The organism is Pseudomonas sp. DC1.2, from assembly GCF_034351645.1.
Lineage (GTDB): Bacteria > Pseudomonadota > Gammaproteobacteria > Pseudomonadales > Pseudomonadaceae > Aquipseudomonas.
In genome coordinates, this window is record NZ_CP133782.1 from 2,554,792 (window position 1) to 2,577,784 (window position 22,993).

The following is a 22,993-nucleotide window of genomic DNA, read 5'->3' on the forward strand; positions in this document are numbered from 1 at the left end:
CATTTAAAGGCTCAGGAATTCGCAATGACCCAGTCGCAACGTTTGAAATACTCGATTCTGATCGCCCTGTTGGTATTGGGGACGATGCTCGGCCTTTCCTATCTGCAAAATGCAGGGATCATCAGCGAGAAGCTGTTCCAGTACATCGCTATTGGGGTGGCAGTGGTCGTGGTGGTCATCAATGGTGTGATGCGGCGCAAGGTCAAGCCTTAAGCGATGCCCCCGTAGCGAGTTCGCAGCAAAGGATCGCTACAGCCTGTGGATGCAGGCTGTAGCTTTTATCCGGGTTTAGCGTGATAACGCCCTCACTGCACAAGCGCTTCAAGACTTCGCGCACGCTCAAAAAAGACAGTGGAATATCCAGCTCCAGCAGATGGCTGTGTACGCCGCGCACCCCCAGACTGCGCTCGCTTAGTGACGCACTCAGTAAGGCGTCGATAACTTTCAGGCGAATGAGACTGGTGCGCAGGCCAAAGCTCTTGAGCAACAGTCTGATTCGTTCGTTGCCATTGCGCTCGGTCGGTCGATCGAAAGCGTCGCCTCCGGCACTCATTGAAACGCTCTTTGGCGCATGACTACCGTCCGTTGGCAGTTGCGAGTTGTACATGCAAAAACTCCTTTTCATACCCTGATCATGAAAATGGGGTGGGTGCTCTCAAACAATAAGACGTATGAGCCAAGACGATCATGAAGGCTCTGATGTAGAAAATTTGTCGCTATCTCGTCAGCGCCCCGTGAGTCGGGCCTGATGGCGTTGCCGTGCAGGCTAAATATCTGATGCGGCATTTCGTTCCTAAGGCCAGGCACATTGCGCGTAACGCGCAGGCTGCGATTTTCCCAGGCTGGGTCCGATGCGACTGCGTTGCCATCAAAACCTGCGCCCATCCTGGTTTCAGTCTTTTTAGGATCAGGAGCGAGTGTGATTAATTACAGGCAGTTGACCAGGCTAAGTTTTTTGGGCATGTGGGTAGGCCTGAACCTTGCCGGATGTAGCCTCCGTCAGTCGGATCAGGCGTCCATCGATATACGTCGCACCAGTTTCGGCGTGCCGCACATTCTTGCGCACGACGAGCGTGGGCTCGGTTACGGTATCGGCTATGCGTATGCTCAAGACAACCTGTGCCTGTTGGCCAATGAGGTCGTCACCGTCAATGGCGAACGTTCACGGTATTTTGGTCCGGATCAACTGACCGTTGAGCAGCGCGCAAACCTGACCAGTGACCTGTTTTTCAATTGGTTGAATACCCCGCAGGCGGTTAACGGTTTCTGGCAGGCGCAAACCCCTGAGGTGCGTGACCTGATCGATGGTTATGTTGCGGGTTATAACCGCTCGCTGGCAGAGCGTCGCGCCCAAGGTTTACCACAGCAGTGTCAGGGGGATTGGGTGCGGGCATTGACTGCCCAGGACGTCGTGAAACTGACGCGTCGCCTGTTAGTTGAGGGTGGGGTGGGCCAGTTTGCCGAAGCCTTGGCCGGCGCCCAGCCTCCTAAAGTCGTGACCCAGGAGGCGGGCGCTATGGCACCGTCCTTCCAGGTCGCCGCGGAGCGGATGCAGCGGTTTGCGCTGGACCGTGGCAGCAATGCAGTAGCAATCGGCAGTGACCGCTCGTTCAACGGTCGCGGCATGTTACTGGCCAACCCGCATTTTCCGTGGGTGGGCGGTATGCGCTTCTATCAAATGCACCTAACCATCCCCGGCAAGCTGGACGTGATGGGGGCGGCACTGCCGGGTCTGCCGATGATCAACATCGGCTTCAACCAACACGTGGCCTGGACCCACACGGTTGACACGTCCAAGCATTTCACCTTGTATCGCCTGCAACTCGATCCCAAGGATTCGACGCGCTATTTGCTGGATGGAAAGTCTCTGCCGCTGGACAAGCAAACTCTGACGGTGGACGTGAAACAACCGGATGGCCAGATCAGGTCGGTTTCCCACGTGGTTTTCAGCTCACAGTTCGGTCCGATCGTGCAGTGGCCCGGCAAACTGGATTGGGACACTCATTACGCCTACAGCCTGCGCGATGCCAATCTGGAAAACGACCGCGTTCTACAGCAGTGGTACGCCATGAACCGAGCCGAGAGCCTCAAAGACTTGCAGTCCTCGGTGCAGCGAATTCAGGGCATACCGTGGGTCAACACCTTGGCGGCGGATGACCAGGGCCAGACGCTTTACATGAACCTGTCGGTGGTGCCGAACGTCAATGCCGACAAGCTAGCCAAATGCAGCGATCCGCGCGCCGGGTTGCAAATGATCGTCCTGGACGGTTCCAACAGTGCCTGCGCCTGGGACATTGACCCGGATGCGGCGCAACCGGGTATTTATGCGGCCAACCACCTACCGCAACTGTTGCGCAAAGACTTTGTGCAGCACTCCAACGATTCGGCGTGGTTGGCCAATCCGGCGCAACCGTTGACCGGTTTTTCGCCATTGATCAGTCAGGACGCTCAGCCGCTAGGACTGCGCTCGCGCTTTGCTCTGGAACGCTTGGGAGCGCTGGCCAAGGTTGGTCCGGTGGCGGCGCTTGATTTGCAGCAAATGGTGATGGACGACGAGGTGTATCAGGCATCCCAAGTCATGCCAGACCTGCTGCAATGGTGCAGCACGAACCTGGGCTCTGACACGGCGGCTCTGACCTCGCTGTGTGCCAGTTTCAAGGCTTGGGATCGTAAGGCGAATCTAGACAGTGGTCTGGGCTTTGTGCATTTTCAGAACGTTATGCAGTCGTTGGCGCGGCCCCCCGATATCTGGCGGGTGGTGTTTGACGCCAAGGACCCGCAGCATACGCCGCGCGGTTTGGCTATTCAGCGCCCGGACGTCGCGAACGCTATTCGCGAAGCGATGCTGGCGTCGGTGGAGAAGGTCAGCAAGATGGGGCTTAAGGCTGACAGCCGTTGGGGCGACATTCAGGTGGTCAGCAGTGGTAACCAACAGACGCCGATCCACGGTGGACCGGGCGGGCTAGGGATTTACAACGCCATTCAAGGCGTTCCAAGAGCTGACGGCAAACTCGAAGTGGTCAGCGGCACCAGCTATCTTCAGGTGGTGACCTTCGATGAGACAGGTCCGCATGCTCAGGCTGTGTTGGCGTTTTCTCTGTCGAGTGATCCGACGTCGAAATACGCCCTGGACCAGACCTTGGCATTTTCCAGGAAGCAGTTGAGCGTGTTGCCGTTTACCGAGCAGCAGATCAAAGCGGATCCGCAGTACCAGCTGCAGACTCTTCGCGAGTCCGATGATAAAACGGGCCGGGTGCTGGCTCAGTAACGCTAACTACGGGTCAAGCACCATTGGAAGCCGCACCCCTCAGGGTTGCGGATTTCAGCTTTTTGGTGCCTGCGGGAGCGAATTGAGTACGGGGTTGCCGTCCTGGTTACGGGTCAGGTAGACCGGTAATACGCGCGGTAGGGACGCCACCAGGTCATTTATCTCCGTAATGTTGTAGATGCCGCCGATGCGTATTGATGCGGCGCTGCTGTCGGCCAGCATCAGCGGTTTGCTGAGGTAGCGATTGATCAGGGGCAGTGCATCGCTCAGCGGCAGGTCATTAAGTATCAGCTTGCCATTGCGCCAGGCCAGAGCCGTGTCACTGGCGTAGGTCTGAGTGACCCGGGGCGAGGCGTCACCGTGCCGATAGCGGGCCTGCATTAAAGGCCCAAGACGTAAACCGTCCGTTGCAACGACATCATTGCTACTGACCAGAACCGAACCTTCAATCAGATTAACGCGCACCTGATCTTCATACATCCAGACATTGAAGGTGGTCCCGGTCACCCGAATCCGGCCTTCGCCCGCTTTGACAATGAAGGGATGCGTGATGTCGTGACTGACGCGGAAGAAGGCCTCACCTTTTTTCAACGTGACCCGACGTTCATCCTTGTAATTACTGAAGGTCAATTCGCTATCCAGATTCAGCTCCACCTGACTGCCGTCGCTCAGTGTGACTTGACGGACATTGTCGGTGGCCTGGACGTGCTGGTACGCGTTGGGCAACCATCCCAGGTTCCAGCCGGTATAAGCCGCCAGAGGCAATGCCAGGACGCAGGCGGCGCTAATGCCGAATCGACGCCGAGGCATTGACGGCGTGACCGCCAGCACTGGAGTGGTGGATTCAGTTCGCGGCAAATCACCAGCGACATCCCAAATCTCCAGCATCGCCTCATACTCGAAAGCATGCAGCGGGTGCGCATCGCGCCATTGCTCAAAAGCCTGGCGCTCCTGCGCAGTGCAATCACTGGCGTGCAAACGCATGCACCAGTGCGCGGCGGCATCGGTGATAGTGTCGTATTCCACGTCCGAGAGGGTGTGTTCGGTCATTGACTCATCCTGATTTGCCGCATTCTAACCTTGAGGAGAAGTTAGCGAGAACCTCCAATCATGGCAATTGCCCATCAATGTGAGCGTATTTTTCTCGGCAAAGCCTTAAAAACAGCCCGACGCCCGACAGTATCCATAAATGACGTGAAAAAATGATCAAGAAAATTAGGGTGGCGCAGGTTCCCGCGATAAAGCTGTTGAACGGTTTGATCAAGGGGTGTTGACGTGAAGCTTGCGCCCCAGATAGCTGATGAGCCATGTAACCGAGTCGGCGTTGGCCAGTTGTACAACTAGCCTTACCGTGGAGTTGTTCATGAACGTCGTGCGAGCGTCAGTCAGGGTCGCTTGACCGGTCAAACTCAACACCCTGGCCAACACTGCGTCAGTGTTCTCATACGTTGTGGCACCTAGATCTTCCCAGATATTGTCTTCGTCGTTATAGATCTTGAAGAGCTCGGCCAAAGAAGATTTCTTTGACAGTCCCGTGTTTTGAATTCGGCTCAACGTGTCCTTGAGCCTTTTGGCACGGGCGCTGGAGGTTTCGATGAGGTCAACAAACGGTCGAGAGGAGTCGAGATAAATGATGTCTTCTGTGTTGCTGACGATGTGCGAAAGTTCATGTAGCAAGGTGGCCGCGCGGGCATGGGCGCTGATGGGAAACGCCGCGTCAGTCATATAGTTTCGGTAATGATCGAAATTGGGTTGGAAAAATTTTTCTGCCAAGTAGATTTTCTGTGCCCTATCCAACAGCACTACAAATCCGAAGACGTTTTCCGGTTCCTCCAGGTTCCTCCCAACCACAAAACGTTTGGATTTTTCCTTCCTGAGCGTCGGGTCCAGCAAACCAGCAAAAATATCGGTGACTATTTTTTCAAGCAGTACGACGTGCTCGGGTAATACGGCCGGTACATCGAGAAAGTCCATGATGAGTTGATGCACAGGTGTTACTTGAGTCCCCGGGGCTTTTAACAACTGTAGATTGCGAAAGCTGTTCCACGCGTAGGTCGTTGCAAGGTCAAGGCCTTCGTTGATCAACCGGGCCCTGATGGGAAACAGCTTACGTATTTCGGACATCCCGTCTGCTTCGACATTGATGCTGCTGCGAACAGCGAGCCACGTCCTAACCCGATTGGTCAGGCTGTAGCTACGCACGCTTTCCGCTGAGTGCGTTACCCATCGTTTGGCAACGTCTTGAACGATAGGCGGGCCATCCATGTTATTAGCTCGGATGCGCCAACGTTGGCCACGCTTGTTGATGGGGTAGACCTTGCCTTCAACTGCGGCGTAATTTTTTTGGGTGGCGGGGTCGGTGTAGATTCCTTGAGCGTGGTTCGAGGTAAGGTCGCTTAAAGTTACTTCTGTGCTTTCATAGCGCTGCATTCGGGTACGTGCGGGATCTGTTACGTCGATGTGCTGCCACTCAACTGCAGTCTCTGGCGTTGGCGTTGGCGTTGGCGGCGAAGGTTCATGACGCTCCATCGATAGGCGCAACATCGCCAACTGAGTAATGCCGCTGATAAACTTTTTGGCGGCGGGCACCCAGTTGTTTTCCTGCAGGTCTTCTGCAGACTCCTTGAGTTCACCGTAGCTGCGCCATACGGTCACGGGATAGACAAGCTTGCCTGGCAGTAAGGTAAAAGCCTGGCCACGGTCTTTCCCCAGTACGCGTTTGATTGTTTCCCATTCGCCTTGTGCATTTGTGTTTGATTGGCAGGCCAATAACCTAGCCAATAGTCGCGCGTTGTCGTTGAACAATTGTTTGAACAGGTTTCCCCGAACAGGATTGGACGCCAGACTGATCTCGCTAGTTGAGGTCAACCGGCTTTTGCAGTGAACTTGGTCTGCCGGTGACAACGTATTAAGCACCCAGTTTTGCAAGGGCCCGGTTGATTTCAGTTCGGCCAGTAAAGCACCCTCTGTTTCATACTCTTTCAAACCGTGCTGCGGACTGTAGGGGGCGAGCAGAATTTGCGGGCCCGTGGTGTCTGGTTTTGGCCCGATCAGATAAGTACCGGGTATTTGGATGAGTGATTCACTGCCGCTGCCGAGGAGCTCAAGGGGGCGAATGATGGCGTTGGTGCCAACCACGGCTTCACGGGCGATTGCATCGGGCATGTTCATGATTTGCCGAATCAGGTCAAACCCGCTTTCGCTGAGGCGCTCCTGCAGTTTCTCACCATGGGCGTAGTGCATAAGTTGCCAAGGCAATTGGGTGGCGAAGCGTTTTCTGCGCGATGCAGCGTCGGCATTAGTTTCCTCAAAGGCCGCGTGCAGTATTGCGCGCTGGTATTCACCCGACTTTAAGTTTCGTACCAGGCCCCTGAGGTAGTTTTCGTCCAGCGCGGCCGGCAGGATAGCGGTGTTCAGAGACACCGGCTTGAAACTGAGACTGTTCAGGTCGTGCCAATGAGTCAATGCAAAGGCTGGCAGGGTTTGCGTCTGTGCGTCGAACAGCGCACGGGGATTTATTTTTATCGCTACGGTGTCCGGGTCAATGTCGAATTCATCTTCGTTGAGTTGCTTTTTAAGTTCATGGTGCGCTGTGCGCTCCAGCGCGCGGATGCCGCTGAGGTAGTCCTTGTTGTCACTGGCGTTGTTTACGTATTGCGTTAGCAGTTCGGCATGCAATACCTGATCTTCCATGCTCGCGTTAGCCAGCCATGCAGGGAGTTTTTGCCGGGTAATCAGTGACTGAGCAAGATCCATTGCCCGCTGTAACCCGCTCATCGGCGTGGCCAGTGCCGTCAGGCACAGCAGATCAGCTCGCAGGGACGAGGGCAGGGAGCCCGTCAGTGCTATTTCGACAGACGTTTTGTCCAGTTGAACATAGGGGGTTTGCAGCTGTTCTAGAAAGTGCCCATGGATCAATTGTAGCGGCGCCAGGGAGAACAACTGCCCCGGCGCTCGTTCGCTACGTCCAAGATTCTCCAACAGCACCAGACGCTCTACGTCGCTGAGCAGGCGTCTGTTCAGCTCCGCGAATAAGGGTGTCAGTGACGGATAGGCTTCAAACCCCAGGGCCGGCGTCCAGAGAATGGCTTTTCCGGAATGTTCCAGGTCCAGGCCGCCGCGTTCGGTGGCAACAAAGCAACTGGCCAGCTTCAGTAGCGTGTCAGCGCTGCCAGCCTTGAGGGCGAGGGAAAAAACGTCCGGTAGAAAGCCGTTCAGAGTGCCGCGTTGCAGGCGAACGGGTGTGTCGAGCACCGTCTGGATTATGGCTTGGTGTTCAGCGCTGAGCGTGCGGCTCTGGCTACGTAGTTTGAGTTCGCTGCGCAAGGCCGTGGACAATGTGTGAGCAAACTTGGGTCTCAGCAGTTTCAAAGATTCGCTAACGATGCCTTCCGCCTTGGTGACGGTGGTCGTTGAGGCCAGAATAGGCGGATGCTTTTCAAGCTGCTCTTGAAGGGCGTGATCAACGCTTGAAAGCATTGCCGACTGCACGATTGCCGATGCCGCGCGCACGGTTGCTGGTTGGGCGCTCCATCGCTGATCGGCACGCGTACTCCAGCGCCCGTTGGTGCTGGCTTCCAGCAGTCTTTTATCGATCCAGACACGGATATCGAGAACGTTGTCGAGCAAGGCATGAGGATCAAGGTTGCCTTCACTTTCACGATACTGGCCCAAGGCATAGGCCAGATTCTGCGATTGTTTGCCCTTTATATCGGTCATCAGTTGCTGGAACACCGGGCCGACGATCGGCTCACCGGCGATCAAGCGCTCTTGCTGACCCAGTGACACCAGAAGGTCGCGCTCTTCAAGGGCCAGCACGTTGAGCAAGTTGTCCTCGTGGCCGGCGCTTTTCATCATGTCCAATAATGTTTTCTTGATGTCGGCCAGATTGCCGCTGGTTTCGATGCCCCTGGCCTGGCTGTACAGGAACGCAGTGGTATCAGAGATGCCAATCATCAATGTCGAGGCCAACTCGATTGGTTTTCTATAGGGTGCAACGACACGTACTTTTTCGATACGAATCGGGTTGCTTGAATCGGCACTCTCCTCTTGGCCGGTAATCCGGGGATCCATTAGTTGCAGATATTGGGCTGTACTCAGGATTGCTTTTTGGCGTTTGAGCAAGAGTTCTACGCAATAGGTGTCGCGCATGCTTTGCGCAAAAAAGTCCGAGCGGGACAGGCCATTGCTCATCGCGCTGTTCCAGAACGTCTCAAGCTGGCTTAACAGGTAAGGGGTGAAGCTCTGGGCGATCTCTTTTATCGCAAGCTCCCAGGCCTGATTGTCGGCTTCACTGCTCACACGGTGTGCAGGGTGGGCAAATGCTCTTTTGTCACCCTCCGGCCAACTGTTGCTCAGGTAGAAGTACAGAACAGCATCGTTCAATGACAGTGAAGACAGCTCATGGCGATTTTCAGCACCGCCGGCGTCTGGGTGAGTAGTAAACGTATTGCCAAAGCTTTTGAGCCGGGTGTAACGCTGGTCCAGTTTAGGGAAGTGACTGGCCAACGCCATTTTTAGGGCGTCATCGAGCATGGACCGCAACGTCGGGAACTTGAGCAGTTCGCCGAGCATGGCGGTGAGATTTTTTTGTTGGTTACGTTCAATGAGGCCTTCCTGATCCTGAAAAACTGCGCCATTGATCTGTTCGATGGTCAGGATTAGGGGTTCAGTCGTCAGGGCCGTATTTCTCTCTTCAATGGAGAGATAGCGCGACAGTTCGCGTTTGCCGGCCGGGTCCCCCAGCCATTCTCCGACCTTGGCCTTCAGGTCATCCATGTCGGCAAATTTGGTCAGACCCTTCCACGGCGTATAAAGCACGGCCTCGCCGTTGTCGGGTTTGCTCATCGTAAACACACCGGCCAGTGCAATGGTTGGGGTCAGCAGTAGGCGATCGATGCGCATTCCCGGGACTTGGGCCGCTCGGGCGGCGTGGTTTGGAAAGTAAACCGCTTTTAACCACTTCAGGTCGGCGACGGTGAAACCCAATGCGTTTTCTCGAGCGTCGGGTTGTTTTTTGTTGGAAGCCAGATCTGCTTCGTCAAAAAAATACGGAAGAGGGCGAGCCGTCATGGTGTTTCCTCAAGGGCTGCAATGGGCGTTAATTGCAGAAGGCTGGGCTGAGGAAAAACTTTAAGGGCTTCGCTACCACTGAGTGCGGTACATATTGCTTGCACTGTTGATTGTGCAGAGGCTTGACAGGACACCTCTAAAACAGCACTTAATCGACGCCTATTTGTGGGGTTGCCCTGCAACCTCGTTTCAGCCTGTTGCCCGTACTCGATAATAAAACTGGAGCCTCAGATGACCGCATCGCCCGAAATGGCCGTCAGTTCGAACACGCAAACGCTCGATTTCGATTCCCTTGTTGCGTTGCTCGAGCAGGTCTTCCTGCGTCATGGCACGTCGGCCGACGTCGCCAGGATACTGGCCCTCAACTGTGCTGGCGCCGAACGCGATGGGGCCCACAGTCACGGCGTGTTCCGTATTCCCGGGTATGTGTCGACGCTGAAGAGCGGTTGGGTCAACGGGCAGGCCGTACCGATAATCGAAGATGTGGCCTCCGGGTTTTTACGGGTCGACGCTGGCAACGGTTTTGCTCAGCCCGCGCTGGCCGCCGCCAGGCCCTTGTTGATTGAAAAGGCCCGCAGCGCCGGTATTGCGGTGTTGGCGATCCGCAACTCTCATCACTTCGCCGCGCTCTGGCCGGATGTCGAGCCTTTTGCCTATGAAGGGCTGGTCGCCCTGAGTGTGGTCAACAGCATGACCTGCGTGGTGCCTCACGGCGCTGATCGTCCGTTGTTTGGCACTAATCCGATTGCCTTTGCTGCGCCGCGGGCTGACGGTGAACCGATTGTGTTCGACTTGGCGACCAGCGCCATTGCCCATGGCGATGTCCAGATTGCCGCACGCCAGGGTGAGCGCTTGCCAGCAGGCATGGGCGTAGACAGCCTGGGCCAGCCGACCCAGGACCCCAAGGCTATTCTCGAAGGCGGAGCTTTGTTGCCGTTCGGCGGGCACAAGGGTTCAGCGTTGTCGATGATGGTGGAACTGTTGGCGGCGGCCCTGACGGGCGGCAATTTCTCGTTCGAGTTCGATTGGTCGAACCACCCCGGAGCCAAAACCCCATGGACCGGCCAGTTACTGATCGTGATCGATCCGAGCAAGGCGGCCGGGCAGAGCTTCGCCGAACGCAGTCAGGAGCTGGTGCGGCAAATGCACGGCGTCGGGCTTAAACGTTTGCCCGGCGACCGGCGCCACCACCAGCGGGCCAGGTCCGGCGCTGAAGGGATTGCGCTTGATGGCCACACGTTGGCAAACCTGCGGCAACTGGCCGGACTCTGACCGTCCGGACACCGGAATGAAAAAAGGCGAGCTTGATGGCTCGCCTTCTTGACTCAAACGGCTTTAACGACGTCCCAGCAGCAGCCCGACCACCAAGCCAAAACCGGCAGAGATCGCCACGGTCTGCCAAGGATGACCACCGATGTAGGTTTCGGTGGCTTCGACCGCCGGCTTGGTCCGATCCCGAACGCTGGACACCGAATCCAGCGCCTGTTGGAGTTTCTGGGCAATTTGCCCACGAAGGGTATCTGCTTCCTCGCCAACCAGTGAGGCGCTGCTTTTGAGCAGTTTGTCCGACTCTTCGATCAGCGACTTAAGCTCGCTGAACGCTTGATCCTTGATCTGATCTTCGGCGGCTTGCACGGCGGTTTTACGGGCCATTGGGTAATTCCTTGAAGGTGAATGGACAGTGAACAATGGAGTCTTGCGACGTTGAAAAAGTTGCAGCGATTTTACGTATAGCCTCCACTCTGAGGAAAAATCCAGGGCAGGACATTTCTTCCTACAGTGTAAGATGTCGCCTATTTACGCAGCAGGTAAATCCCATGAGCTTCAATCTGGCCGACAAACCCCTTGCCGAGCGAGCGGCACTTGAAGATGAGAAATCCCGTCTTTTCGATCTCTGGCAAAGTAACCTGGGCAAGTCCAAGGGCGAAGCGGCCCGCCTGTTCGGCGAGCGTTCCAAGCGCAAAGGTAAGTGGGCCGAGTGGGTTCGCGCTGAACTTGACGGCATGTCCCCCCCGGAATTCGCCAATATGGTGCGCAGCGAGGTCAATCGGTTGATGGCCGCCAAGTAACGCTTACGCAAAACTGCTCACAATCGCTTCGCGCACTTTCAACACCGCTGAGTCGAGCTGCGAGCAGGTGCGCCAGCCCAGTTCGATCGGGTAGCGGGGCAATGCCAAAGGGCAGGGCAACAGGGTCAAACCGCAGAGTGCCGCGATACTCGCTGCGGCATGGCTCGGGATGGTCGCCACTGCCTGACTACCTTTGAGCAAATACGGTAACGCCGCAAAGTGGGTGGTTGAGGCGCCCACCCGCCGACTCAGCCCCAGCGCCGCCAGCCCTTCATCGGTGATCCCGATAAAACCACTCGACGACACAAGAATGTGCTCACGCGCGACGAACTCCTCAAGGCTGATGGTCTGCTGCCCCTCGGCCAAGCTGGCGGGGTCGATAAGGCAGGCGTAACCGCCTTCGCCAAGCACCTGGCGGCTGAGCATGCGCTCTGCAAAGCCGCCGGCGGTAATGGCCAGGTCGATACTGCGCTCCATCAATGCCTGGCCCACTATCTGGCTGTGGGTCTGACGGAAGATCAGGCGCAGCTTCGGTGCGCAGCGGGCTATTTCCTCGATCAATTGCCGCCCGTAGGCGATCTCGAAATCATCTGACAACCCCACCGTCACTGAACGCCCTTCATAGTGATTCGCTGCCGGATCGACCATCTCCAGGCTCTGCCGGCATTTATTCAGGGCATCGCTGACCACCGGTTTCAGCTGGTTGGCTTTGAGCGTGGGTGACAAACCGCGGCCGGTGCGCACGAATAACTGATCGCCATAGGCATCTCGCAGTCGGCGTAATGCAGCGCTGACGGCTGATTGCGTGACGCCCAGACGTAATGCCGCACGACTGGCGCTGGACTCTTCGTGCAAGGCTTCGAAGACTTTGAGCAGGTTGAGGTCGAGTGTTGCGATATTTATTTTGCTCATATCATTCAGCAGTCAATGGGGCTTTATTCATCATCGGGTAGCGACTCAGTATGAGCAACACCCGATACGAATGGAGTCATCGCGATGCCCAAGTCAATTGTTGCTGCGCTGCAAATCGGCGCCTCGCCCGGCGGCAAGACCGACACCCTGGAACAGATCCTTTCCTGGGAAAACACTATTGCTGAGTCCGGTGCCGCACTGGTGGTAATGCCTGAGGCTTTACTGGGCGGTTATCCGAAAGGAGAAAGCTTTGGAACTCAACTGGGATACCGGCTGCCGGAAGGGCGTGAAGCGTTTGCCCGCTACTTCGCCAATGCCATCAACGTCCCTGGCGCCGAGACTGAGCTTTTAGCCGGATTGTCGGCCCGTACCGGCGCTAACCTGGTCATTGGCGTGATCGAGCGGGCGGGCAGTACCTTATACTGCACCGCACTGTATTTCGAACCGCAGTCCGGGCTGGTGGCCAAGCACCGCAAACTGATGCCGACCGGCACCGAGCGGCTGATCTGGGGCACTGGAGATGGCTCGACGTTAGCCGTGATCGACAGTCAGGTCGGACGGCTAGGCGCGCTGGTGTGCTGGGAAAACATGATGCCGTTGTTGCGCACGGCGATGTATGCAAAAGGGGTTGAAGTCTGGTGCGCGCCGACGGTGGATGAGCGGGAGATGTGGCAGGTCAGCATGCGGCACATCGCCCATGAAGGCCGGTGTTTTGTGGTCAGCGCTTGTCAGGTTCAGGCCTCACCCCAGGCGCTGGGAGTGTCCATCGCTCACTGGCCGGCGGACCGGCCATTAATTGCGGGGGGCAGTGTGATTGTCGGTCCGATGGGCGATGTTCTGGCAGGGCCGCTGCGTGACGGCCCTGGTTTGCTGACTGCTGAAATCGACACCGACGATTTGATCCGCGCTCGTTACGACTACGATGTGGTGGGCCACTACGCCCGTCCGGATGTGTTCGAGTTGACCGTGGATGAGCGGGCCAAGCCCGGCGTGCGCTTCAACACTTGACGAGCGTTGGAGCGGTGTTGACTCCTTGACTGTGCGTCACCAGGCGCCAGTGCTGGACCGAGGCAAGCTGAGTCGGCCAGTGTCGACAAACCGTCGTGTGCCAATCAACCCGCCCGCCAGTTTGCCCCGCAGTACGTATGGCAGGTTATCCAGGGTTTGGGTCTGGCTCAGGCCTAGGGTTTGCCGCAACACCGAAAACGCAGAGATGCTCACCGGCACCGTCAACACTGTTTCAGAAAAAGGCGGAATCGAGCCCGACTGATTGCTGACACCAGAAGCTAATGGACGGTCATTGACCTCCAGATCCAAGGCCACTCCGGTGTAGTCGATGGTGGTTTCGTTAGGGTTTTGCAGACGGATTTTTACCGCGAAGCGCACTTCCAGGTCCTGGCTTTGTAACGGTTCGATGCCGACCACGTTAATGTTCAGCGGGTCGCGATTGGGAAACAGCGCGCAAGCGCTTAACGAGAGCAGTAACAACGCGAGGGGTAGTGCGAGGAATTTGCGCATGGACAGGGTCTCTTATGAAAAGGGCCGAATGGTCATTGGCTCAGCCCATAAGCATTCTGGCGATTCAACTATGCGACCGTTTGGGTGGCGGCGCGTTCACCCTTGAGGGGGAGATCCGGGTTTTCCATGACCTGCAAAATGGAGGCTTCCGGATCGAAATCATCCTCTTCAAGCTCGATGAATTCTTCGGGCAGGAAAATGTTGAGCACGATGGCACACAACGCGCCGACGGTGATCGGCGATTCGAAGATGATGTGCAGCGCCATCGGCAACTCTTGCAGGACTTGTGGCACCGCCGCTACGCCCAGGCCCATGCCCAGGGAAATCGCCACAATCAGCATGTTGCGCCGATGCAGGCCGGCCTCAGCAAGGATCTTGATCCCGGCCACGGCAACGGTGCCGAACATGACCAGCTCGGCGCCGCCGAGCACGGGCTTGGGCATCAGTTGCAGCACTGCGCCAATTATCGGGAACAGCCCCAGCAGTACCAGCAGGCCGGCAATGAAGAACGCGACATAACGGCTGGCCACGCCGGTGAGCTGGATAACGCCGTTGTTCTGCGCGAAGGTCACCATCGGCATGCTGTTGAACACAGCGGCCATGGCCGAGTTGAGGCCATCGGCGAGCAATCCGGACTTGATCCGGCGAATGTAAACCGGACCTTTGACCGGCTCCCTGGAAATCATCGAGTTGGCCGTCAGGTCACCGGCGGCTTCCAGCGGGGATACCAAAAAAATCACCGCCACGGGCACGAACGCTACCCAATCAAAGTTAAAGCCGTATTTGAACGGTACCGGCACACTCATCAGTGGCATGGCGGGCAGGCTGGCAAAGTCGACGTCGCCCATGAGCCAGGCCACGACGTAGCCGAGCGTCAGGCCAATGACAATTGCGCCCAGGCGCAAGAACGGCACATCAATCCGGTTCAGTACCACAATGGTCCCGAGCACCAGCGCCGCGAGCGCAAGGTGGCGGGACGCGCCGAGATCCGCTGCGCCGAAACCGCCCGCGATGTCGGTCATGGCGACCTTGATCAGCGACAGGCCCATGAGGGTGATGATGGTGCCAGTCACGACCGGGGTGATCAGCATCCGCAGCTTACCGATGAACTGGCTTAACACCACTTCGATAAAAGCGGCGAAAAAGCACACGCCGAAAATCGTCGAAAGGATCTCATCGGTGCCGCCGCCCCTGGCCTTGACCATGAACCCCGCACTGAGGATCACGCTGATGAACGAGAAACTGGTGCCTTGCAGGCACAGCAAACCAGAACCCACCGGGCCAAACCGCCGCGCCTGAACGAACGTGCCCAGCCCGGACACGAACAGCGCCATGCTGATCAGGTAGGGGACTTCGCTTTGTAGCCCCAGCGCGCCGCCCATGATCAGGGTTGGGGTGATGATCCCGACGAAGCTCGCCAGTACGTGTTGCAGCGCGGCGAAGACTGTGGCGGTCAAATGTGGGCGGTCATTGAGGCCGTAGATGAGGTCGTTTTTGCGTGAGGCGGGTGCTTTTTCGGAGGCGGTCATGATGGAGTGCAGGCCAGAAGGCGGGCCGGGTCAGAAAATGGACGCGCAGGATGCCAGAAAGACCTTAGGGTAGCGAGTGCCTGGGTTTGCGCTTAAGCAAACGCCGCTAGCACATCCTCTTCAAAGGCGATCTGCGCATCCCCCGGTGTCTGTGCTCGATGGCGTGCCAGATGAAACGGTACGTCGAAACTCATCTCACCTTGGCGCACGGCTTTGAGTAAACCGTTGTTTTCCCAGCTGCGAGCAAAATGACTCGGCAAATACCCGACGTGCTTGCCGGAAAGAATAAAGGCCAGGGTACCTTCGACTTGTTCCGAACGCGCCGAAAACCGCTTCCCTTGAAGGGGTTCGTCGCTACGCAAAAAACGATAAGGGTGGTCTACCCGATCACAGGTCTGAAGCGCTTGATCATCGGGGTCGGCATCGGCAAACAACGGATGACCCGTAGAGCAGTACAAGTGCTGGGTTTCGCTAAACAGTTCGCGGTAGTCGAAAGCACTTTGCGCTTGTGAGAAATAGCCGATCGCCAGGTCCAACCGCTGTTGGAGCAGTAGTCGCTCCATTTCACCGGGCATGGCGCTGATCAACTCGATACGCACCGATTCGTCCCGTTCGCGAAAGCGCCGAATCGCTTCGGCGACCCGTTGCAGTACGAAGGGGTCGAGGGCCTCGGACAAGCCCAGGCGCACTTCGCCAATCAGGCGTCCGGCTACGCCGTTGGATTGGTGACGAAAAGCTTCAATGGACTGGAATAACAGGCGTATTGCGCTAAGCAGTTGCTCACCCTTTGGGGTGATTTTGAATCCGCCCTTGCCACGACTGCAGAGCCGATAGCCGAGACGGGTTTCGAGCCGGGCCATTTGCTGGCTGATGCTCGACTGGCTCAAGCCCAGTTCTCCTTGGGCCGCGCTGAAACCACCACACTCCACCACGCACACAAACAGTCGCAGCAATTGCAGGTCCAGATCGTGGAGTTGGCCGAGCATCAAACATTACTCCTGGATAAAGTCAGGTTAACTAACTTGATATTTTTCCAATGTATCTGAGCGTGCATCCTGCCACCACTCCAACCGCTTAGGTGTGCGTCATGGCCGCTGTGTTCCCCAGCACTGGTTTTCGCCATGACCCTGTCGGCGTAGCCCGGTAGATCAGTGATCTGGCCCATGGCCGCCTGTGCCTTGCGCTTCGCAGCATGAGCCTCAAGGACACTCGTCAGCGTGAACCACCTTCCGTAGCCGCCAATAACAAGGAACTCAGCATGGACGTCCCGATGCAAAACGATCAGGCCATGACCCGCGACAGTCTTTACGGGACTGGCGCCGAAAGCACCTACGCCGGCATCACCAGTTTCATGCGTCGTCGCTATAGCCGTGACTTGCGCGGTGTCGATGTCGCCGTCAGCGGCGTGCCGTTCGACACGGCCACCAGTAACCGTCCAGGCGCTCGCTTCGGGCCACGGGGCATTCGGGCTGCGTCTACCGGGATTGCCTGGGAACGTCACTGGCCTTGGACGTTTGACCCGTTCGATCACTTGGCGGTGATCGACTACGGCGATTGCGACTTCGATTACGGCACGCCACAGTCGGCGCCCCACAGCATTGAAGCGCATGCCGAACACATTCTTGCGGCCGGCAGCGCGATGCTGACCTTTGGCGGCGACCACTTTATTACCTATCCGCTGCTCAAGGCCCATGCGCGCAAGTATGGACCGCTGTCGCTGATCCACTTCGACGCTCACAGCGACACCTGGCCCGACGAGGACGGACAGCGTGTGGATCACGGCACTATGTTCTGGCATGCGGCGAAGGAGGGGTTGGTGGACCCGTCGCGCTCGGTGCAGATTGGACTGCGCACGACTAACGACCACCCCATGGGGTTTCAGGTGCTGGACGCACGCCAAGTCCACCGTCAGGGTTGCGATGCCATCGTTGAGGCCATTCGGGCAAGGGTGGGTGACCACCCGGTGTACCTGACGTTCGACATAGATTGCCTTGATCCGGCGTTTGCCCCTGGCACCGGGACCCCAGTGTGTGGTGGTTTGAGCACCGTGCAGGCGCTGGAGATTCTCGGCGGGTTACGCGGTATCAACCTGGTGGGGATGGACGTAGTGGAAGTCGCGCCGGCCTACGACAGCGCGGACATTACCTCGCTGGCGGCGGCGACGCTGGCGATGGAAATGCTGTGTTTGTATGCGGCCAAACATAAGGTCGATGAGGTCGCGGTTGGCTCCGGGTACTCTGTGAAAAACCAGGGCAGGTGAGCCTGTAGGCAGGTCGTACACTAGGTCGCCCGAGCTTAAGTGCTGTTTTTGTTTCGTTGCTTCCCAAACCCCTGCACGGGCTTTTTTTGCTGGCATACTGCGCAACTTCAGCCCTGAACGTGCGGCTCTTATGACTTTCGATTCTCCCTTGAGCGCTTGGCAACACGCCATCGAACAGAAGGGCTTCGTGCAGGACGAAGCCCAGGAAGGTGCGGTGTGGGCGCTGCAACAATGCCATGAAGCACTGCATGAGGGGCGTAAGCCCATAACGGGCGTTTATCTCTGGGGCCCGGTCGGTCGCGGTAAAACCTGGTTGATGGATCAGTTCTATCAGACCTTGCGTGTCCCGGCCCGCCGCCAGCATTTCCACCATTTCATGGGGTGGGTGCATCAGCGTTCATTCCAACTGACCGGCACCGCTGATCCGCTGAAGGCGCTGGCGCGTAAGCTGAGCCAGGAAGTACGGGTGCTGTGTTTCGATGAGTTGTTTGTCAACGACATCGGTGACGCGATCATTCTCGGACGCTTGTTTCAGGTGATGTTTGAGGAGGGCGTGGTGATCGTCTGCACCTCTAATCAGCCTCCTGACCAGCTCTACGCCGATGGCTTTAATCGCGACCGTTTCGTACCGGCTATCGAGGCGATCAAGCGGCATATGCAGGTGGTTGTGGTGGACGGCGGTGAAGATCACCGCTTGCACCCCGGCGCTGGTTTGCAGCGCTATTGGGTGGGTGTGCCGGGGCAGCCCAGTGCTCTGGATAAGGTGTTCACGGCACTGACGCACGACCAGTCGGTGTCCGGCGACCCGGTCAAGGTCGGCTACCGCACGGTTCACGTCGTGCAGGCCAGCGCCACCGTCCTCTGGTGCCGTTATGCCGAGTTGTGTGAGCAGCCCTTCGCCGCCATGGACTTTATGGCCCTGTGCGACACGTTCAGTGCGATTGTCATGAGCGAGGTGCCCAACCTCAGTTCACAAAAACGCGAAGGGCGTATCGCCCGAGGCACCGAAGACGGTATTGAGCGAGTCGTGGCAGGCGATCGCGAGTTGCCGCAGTTGTCGATGCACGATGATGGTGTCCGGCGTTTTATCGCCCTGGTTGACGAATGTTATGACCGCAAGGTGCCGCTGTACCTAGAAGCGCAAGTGTCGATGGACGCGCTGTACACCGACGGTTATCTGCAGTTCCCGTTCCGTCGCACCCTCAGCCGTTTACAGGAAATGCAGCTGCAACGTTTCACTGAAGCCTGATCCCCGCGAGAACTGAATATGAAGCAACCTTTGTCGCACCATTTACTGACCCTGGCCTATCAAAACGCGTGGGCCAATCACCGATTGGCCCACGCTTGGGGGCAACTGAGCGCGGATGAACTGGTGGCGTTGCGGGTCAGTTTCTTTCCTGGCATTCGCCAGACGCTCAACCACATCCTCACCTGCGATTGGTTTTATGTGGATGCACTTGAGCGCGAGTTGCGCGGCGCCGAGCCGCATGCCGATTGCTATGTGTTTTTCAAGGATGATGAGCCGTTTACCGTTGGCGCAGACCTCCGGCGTGAGCAGGTTCAGGTGGACCGACGACTGATTGCCTACTGCGAACAACTGCGTGATGCGGACTTGGGGCGCTTGGTGATGATCGCCCGAGACACGCCCCAGCATGACAGCCGTTTGCGCATGCTTTCTCACCTGTTTCAGCACCAGACCCATCATCGTGGGCAGGTTCACGCCATGCTCAGCGGCACGTCGATCAAACCGCCGCAACTGGACGAGTTCTTCTGTGCCGGGGAAGCTGGGGCGAGGGCGCAGGATTTTGCCGAGCTAGGCTGGACCGAGGCTTTGGTTTGGGGGCATTGACGATAAAAAGCAGCGCCGTGTCTTCAAGGAATCGATTGTCGCCATCGCAGTTGTCGCGATAATGTCCGTCGTCCTTCCAGTGCGCAGAAGACGCATTGAGGCTACTTCAGGTGCAATCGAGTATGGAAATGGAATCCGTAGAAATTCTTGTGACTCAGGCCAGCTACACCAACCCGGCGCATGCCGAGGCCCTTTTATTAGTGTTGAACCACTACGCTGAAGACCCGATGGGGGGTTGCGAGCCCTTGTCTGCCGACGTGTTACAGGAACTGCCGGGCGAACTGGCCAAGCGTCCTCACGCCTTCAGCGTACTGGCCTTTGTAAATGGCGAGCCGGCGGGGCTGGTCAATTGCTTTGAAGGGTTTTCGACCTTTGCCTGTCGGCCGCTGGTCAACGTTCACGATGTCTCGGTGGTGTCGAAGTTTCGCGGGTTGGGCCTGAGCCAGAAAATGCTGCAAAAGGTCGAAGAGATCGCCCGTCAGCGAGGCTGCTGCAAGATCACCCTGGAAGTGTTGGAAGGCAACGCGATCGCGCAGGCGTCCTATGGCAAGTTCGGGTTTGCGCCTGGCATGTTCGATCCCGCGCATGGTCGCATGCTGTTCTGGACCAAGGCGCTGTAACGAAGCCAGAAAAAAGGGCGCCCATCAGGGCACCCAAACGATCATCTCTGGCGGCGGAGCGGGGCCGTCAGAGGTCCATCGGAGCTGCGGGTATCAGGAGTTGGATTGGGTGACCTGGGCGGTTTGATCGGTTGGAACCTCGACCTTGGCCTGAGTATTTTTGCTCTTGTCGAGCGACACGGTCGCTTCGGTCTTACCCTGGGTTTGCTGCTGGTTCAGCGAGAGGTTGTCAAAGTAATACCTCATGCGTTCGGCTCCACCTTCAGCAAATGCGCTGGCCGAGCAGAAGGTAAGCAAGCCGGCGAGGATCAGAGGTGTAAGTTTCATAAAGGGTGTCCCACTGAGAATGTGTGATTGCCTTTCGTCCGTGATTTAAGGTCGTGGGCGCAGTATCGGTAGATCTCATTAAGTCGGGGTTAACACACGCCTCTTTGAGTCAATGGGTACTCCTGGCTTGATTCTTCGCCATGAAAAAGGGGCCGGAATCGGCCCCTTGCAGGATTACTGTTTGACCACTGCCGGGTCTGCGGCAGACGCAGGTTTAGGCTTGATCAGGCTGAAGTCGATCAGTGGGCGCTGTTGACGTTCATACGGATTGCCGATCATCAACGGTCGCGGTTTGAAGCTCTCACTGACCAGGCTTTTGCTGCGGTCCAGCTCATCGAAGCTCAGCCCTGCGAGATCAGCCCACGTGTGGATCAGCTGCGAGCTGACGTAAGGCCGACTCAGGTCGGCGGCAAAGCTCCAGTCATGGGTTTCACGCCATTTTGGCGAGGCCCAAGCCATGAACGGAATGGTGTACATCGGCGCCGTCGGCTTGTTTTCGTTGCGGCCCAAGGTGTTATGCCCTTCGGAGTCGAATACGTCTTCACCGTGGTCGGAGAGGTACAGCAGGAAACCGTTCGGATCAGATTTGGCGTAGTCCTTGATCAGGCTCGACACGACAAAGTCGTTGTACAGCACTGCGTTGTCGTAACTGTTGTAGGTGGGGACTTGATCGTCACTCACGCCCTCCGGCACGCCCTTACGGTCCTTGAACTTGTCGAAGGTCGGCGGGTAACGGTACTGGTAGCTCATGTGCGTACCGAGCAGGTGGACGACGATCAATTTGCGCGGTGCCGCGTCGGCGAGAGCCTTGTTGAATGGCGCAATCACGTCGCCATCATACTGAGCCGCGTTCTGGTTGCGGTTATTGTTCAAATACACCTGCTCGTTGGCCTGTTTGGAGAACGTTGTGAGCATGGTGTTGCGTTTGGTCATGGTCTGTTGGTTGGTGATCCAGAAGGTCTTGTAACCGGCCTGTTTCATCATGCTGACCAGTGACGGCGTGGACAAATACAGGTCCGGGTTCTCTTCGTCAGCGAAGGTCAGCACCTGCTGCAACGCTTCGATGGTGTAAGGGCGCGGGGTGATGACGTTATTGAACACCGCCAACTGTTCCTTGAGTTTGTCCAGTTCCGGCGTGGTTTCCCGAGGGTAGCCGTACAGGCTCATGCGCTGACGGTTGGTGGACTCGCCGATCACCAGCACCAGGGTCGCCGGTTGATTGGCCATCGAATCCTTGAGGTTTTTCAACGGCGCGATCTTGCTCGCACTGTTAAGCATGTCCTGCATGCCGGCCAGTGTTTCGAGGTAGCGGTGATAGGCCACTGCCATTTGCCAAGGGACGGCCGGCTCAATACGGGTTTCGAACTTTTCGAACCCCCCGGCAAAACTACCGGTGCGGGCGGTCTGTTTGACCAGCGGATAACCGATCACTGCTACCAGAATCGCGGTTGCGACGGCAAACGCTTTCCAGCGCGGCATGTACACCGCACGCAAACGGGTCCAGAGGAAATAGGCGAATGCCGTGTGGGCGATGAAGGCCAGCACCATCCACCACGCGAAGTACTGGGTCATGTATTCGCCGGCTTCAGAAACGTTCGACTCAAACATGATGAAAATGACGCTCTGGGAAAACTCCTGCTGATAGATAAAGAAGTAGCCCAGGCTGGCCATTGAACACGCCCATAGCACCACACCGATCAGTGCGGCCATCAACCGTGTGCGATTGGGGAACATTAGCATCGGCGCCAGCCAGATCGCGCTCATCACAAACGCTTGACGGAAGCCGGTAAAACCGGAGGTCCCCGTGAGCTGGATCAGTAGCTGGGTGATGCCGGAAAAGTACCAGAAGAATACAAATAGCCAGATAAGCCCGGCCCAATCGAAACCTTTCGCAGACGTTTTGCTGCGTTCAAACACTGCCATCAAATACGTACTCCCGCCCGCGTCATTGTGTCGCTGGCGTCATCATGCCAATTCATAAAAAACCAGCGTCCGAGAACCGGACGCCCACAAGGAGCGGGAGTATCGCCATTAACGTGTGAAAACTTTGTGAGTGTTGTTCAGGTAACTGACAGTTTTGGGGGGGGGTGATTATAAATCGAACGGAAGTGGGCGGTTTGATTCGCCAGAACAGATTTGCGCCTGGTTGACCGGAACCGTCAGGTCGCTGCCGTGGCGAGCACGTTTCAGCAGAAACGCGCTAGGCGATGCCTGAGAAATGGGTCACTAAAGAGGGAGGCGCGACCAGTGTTCGCGACTAAACGCAACGTGGTTAGGCATTGCGGTTGATGCCGCAATGCAGATGGAAACGTTGCGTTTGCGGTGTTATCAGCGGTTTGTCGAGATCAAGGCCAGCGGTGTCTGGCCGGCTAGCTGCGCCTGTTGGAGCAATTCGCGCAGTTGATGCATTTGGTGCTTCAAGGCGTCGCGTTCGTCTTTCAACTGGCGAAGTTCATCACGACGAATCGTGACATAGAGAGTTTGTGGGGGACGTGCGGTAACGATTGTGTCCATTGCTCACCTCGCGAATGGCATGCATCAACTGTGAAAGTGTCGGTCTTGCAGACGA

Annotated in this window: 20 protein-coding genes; 9 read left to right on the forward strand and 11 right to left on the reverse strand. The window is 57.1% G+C overall.

What is annotated here, in order from left to right:
* Positions 1 to 24: 24 nt before the first annotated feature.
* The gene (locus tag RHM68_RS11640; RefSeq protein ID WP_322223080.1) at positions 25 to 213 is read left to right on the forward strand and encodes a hypothetical protein; all 189 of its coding nucleotides are present in this window, start codon (positions 25 to 27) and stop codon (positions 211 to 213) included.
* Here RHM68_RS11640 and RHM68_RS11645 read toward each other — a convergent pair.
* Positions 203 to 607, reverse strand: coding sequence for a fe2+ zn2+ uptake regulation protein (locus RHM68_RS11645; protein WP_322223082.1), 405 nt, complete (start codon positions 605 to 607; stop codon positions 203 to 205). The two genes, RHM68_RS11640 and RHM68_RS11645, sit on opposite strands and share 11 nt — an antisense overlap.
* A gap of 312 nt (positions 608 to 919) precedes the next feature.
* On the opposite strand from RHM68_RS11645, the gene RHM68_RS11650 reads away from it, so the two are divergent.
* The gene (locus RHM68_RS11650; RefSeq protein ID WP_322223084.1) at positions 920 to 3,268 is read left to right on the forward strand and encodes an acylase; all 2,349 of its coding nucleotides are present in this window, start codon (positions 920 to 922) and stop codon (positions 3,266 to 3,268) included.
* Positions 3,269 to 3,322: 54 nt separating this feature from the next.
* Here the strand turns inward: RHM68_RS11650 and RHM68_RS11655 are convergent, their stop codons facing one another.
* Positions 3,323 to 4,318: a FecR family protein gene (locus RHM68_RS11655; RefSeq protein WP_322223086.1), complete on the reverse strand. Its 996-nt coding sequence runs from the start codon at positions 4,316 to 4,318 to the stop codon at positions 3,323 to 3,325.
* Between the two features lie 210 nt (positions 4,319 to 4,528).
* Positions 4,529 to 9,340, reverse strand: coding sequence for a dermonecrotic toxin domain-containing protein (locus RHM68_RS11660; RefSeq protein ID WP_322223088.1), 4,812 nt, complete (start codon positions 9,338 to 9,340; stop codon positions 4,529 to 4,531).
* A gap of 231 nt (positions 9,341 to 9,571) precedes the next feature.
* Here RHM68_RS11660 and RHM68_RS11665 point away from each other — a divergent pair, with 231 nt between their 5' ends.
* Complete coding sequence (locus RHM68_RS11665) at positions 9,572 to 10,612, forward strand: Ldh family oxidoreductase (protein WP_322223090.1); 1,041 nt, start codon at positions 9,572 to 9,574, stop codon at positions 10,610 to 10,612.
* 63 nt (positions 10,613 to 10,675) lie between these two features.
* Here the strand turns inward: RHM68_RS11665 and RHM68_RS11670 are convergent, their stop codons facing one another.
* Positions 10,676 to 10,993, reverse strand: a complete 318-nt coding sequence (locus tag RHM68_RS11670; protein WP_322223092.1) for a DUF883 family protein — start codon at positions 10,991 to 10,993, stop codon at positions 10,676 to 10,678.
* A gap of 164 nt (positions 10,994 to 11,157) precedes the next feature.
* On the opposite strand from RHM68_RS11670, the gene RHM68_RS11675 reads away from it, so the two are divergent.
* Positions 11,158 to 11,409, forward strand: coding sequence for a hypothetical protein (locus RHM68_RS11675; RefSeq protein WP_322223094.1), 252 nt, complete (start codon positions 11,158 to 11,160; stop codon positions 11,407 to 11,409).
* Positions 11,410 to 11,412: 3 nt separating this feature from the next.
* On the opposite strand, the gene RHM68_RS11680 is transcribed toward RHM68_RS11675, so the two are convergent.
* Positions 11,413 to 12,321 (reverse strand): LysR family transcriptional regulator, encoded by a 909-nt coding sequence (locus tag RHM68_RS11680; protein ID WP_322223096.1) that lies wholly within the window; start codon positions 12,319 to 12,321, stop codon positions 11,413 to 11,415.
* An 84-nt stretch (positions 12,322 to 12,405) separates the two neighbouring features.
* On the opposite strand from RHM68_RS11680, the gene RHM68_RS11685 reads away from it, so the two are divergent.
* Entirely contained in the window at positions 12,406 to 13,329 is a 924-nt protein-coding gene (locus RHM68_RS11685) for a carbon-nitrogen hydrolase family protein (protein WP_322223098.1), read from the forward strand.
* A gap of 36 nt (positions 13,330 to 13,365) precedes the next feature.
* Here the strand turns inward: RHM68_RS11685 and RHM68_RS11690 are convergent, their stop codons facing one another.
* From RHM68_RS11690 to RHM68_RS11700, 3 genes are all read right to left on the reverse strand, one after another.
* A complete protein-coding gene (locus RHM68_RS11690) occupies positions 13,366 to 13,839 on the reverse strand; it encodes an LEA type 2 family protein (protein ID WP_322223100.1) in 474 nt (157 codons plus the stop codon).
* Positions 13,840 to 13,907: 68 nt separating this feature from the next.
* Entirely contained in the window at positions 13,908 to 15,368 is a 1,461-nt protein-coding gene (locus RHM68_RS11695; protein ID WP_322223101.1) for a nucleobase:cation symporter-2 family protein, read from the reverse strand.
* A gap of 92 nt (positions 15,369 to 15,460) precedes the next feature.
* Positions 15,461 to 16,354 carry a LysR family transcriptional regulator gene (locus tag RHM68_RS11700; protein ID WP_322223103.1) on the reverse strand — a complete coding sequence of 298 codons (894 nt, stop codon included), beginning with the start codon at positions 16,352 to 16,354 and terminating at the stop codon, positions 15,461 to 15,463.
* Between the two features lie 272 nt (positions 16,355 to 16,626).
* Between RHM68_RS11700 and speB the strand changes: the two genes are divergently transcribed.
* From speB to RHM68_RS11720, 4 genes are all read left to right on the forward strand, one after another.
* Complete coding sequence (speB, locus tag RHM68_RS11705) at positions 16,627 to 17,628, forward strand: agmatinase (protein WP_322223767.1); 1,002 nt, start codon at positions 16,627 to 16,629, stop codon at positions 17,626 to 17,628.
* A 130-nt stretch (positions 17,629 to 17,758) separates the two neighbouring features.
* Positions 17,759 to 18,877: a cell division protein ZapE gene (zapE, locus tag RHM68_RS11710; RefSeq protein ID WP_322223105.1), complete on the forward strand. Its 1,119-nt coding sequence runs from the start codon at positions 17,759 to 17,761 to the stop codon at positions 18,875 to 18,877.
* A gap of 18 nt (positions 18,878 to 18,895) precedes the next feature.
* Positions 18,896 to 19,477 (forward strand): DinB family protein, encoded by a 582-nt coding sequence (locus tag RHM68_RS11715; protein WP_322223107.1) that lies wholly within the window; start codon positions 18,896 to 18,898, stop codon positions 19,475 to 19,477.
* 128 nt (positions 19,478 to 19,605) lie between these two features.
* Positions 19,606 to 20,097 (forward strand): GNAT family N-acetyltransferase, encoded by a 492-nt coding sequence (locus tag RHM68_RS11720; protein WP_322223109.1) that lies wholly within the window; start codon positions 19,606 to 19,608, stop codon positions 20,095 to 20,097.
* 93 nt (positions 20,098 to 20,190) lie between these two features.
* Here the strand turns inward: RHM68_RS11720 and RHM68_RS11725 are convergent, their stop codons facing one another.
* The 3 genes from RHM68_RS11725 to RHM68_RS11735 form a co-directional block, all read right to left on the reverse strand.
* A complete protein-coding gene (locus RHM68_RS11725) occupies positions 20,191 to 20,424 on the reverse strand; it encodes a hypothetical protein (RefSeq protein WP_322223111.1) in 234 nt (77 codons plus the stop codon).
* Positions 20,425 to 20,598: 174 nt separating this feature from the next.
* Entirely contained in the window at positions 20,599 to 22,347 is a 1,749-nt protein-coding gene (locus tag RHM68_RS11730; protein ID WP_322223113.1) for a phosphoethanolamine transferase CptA, read from the reverse strand.
* A gap of 405 nt (positions 22,348 to 22,752) precedes the next feature.
* On the reverse strand, positions 22,753 to 22,938 hold the full coding sequence (locus RHM68_RS11735; protein ID WP_322223115.1) for a DUF6026 family protein: 186 nt from the start codon (positions 22,936 to 22,938) through the stop codon (positions 22,753 to 22,755).
* Positions 22,939 to 22,993 lie beyond the last annotated feature (55 nt).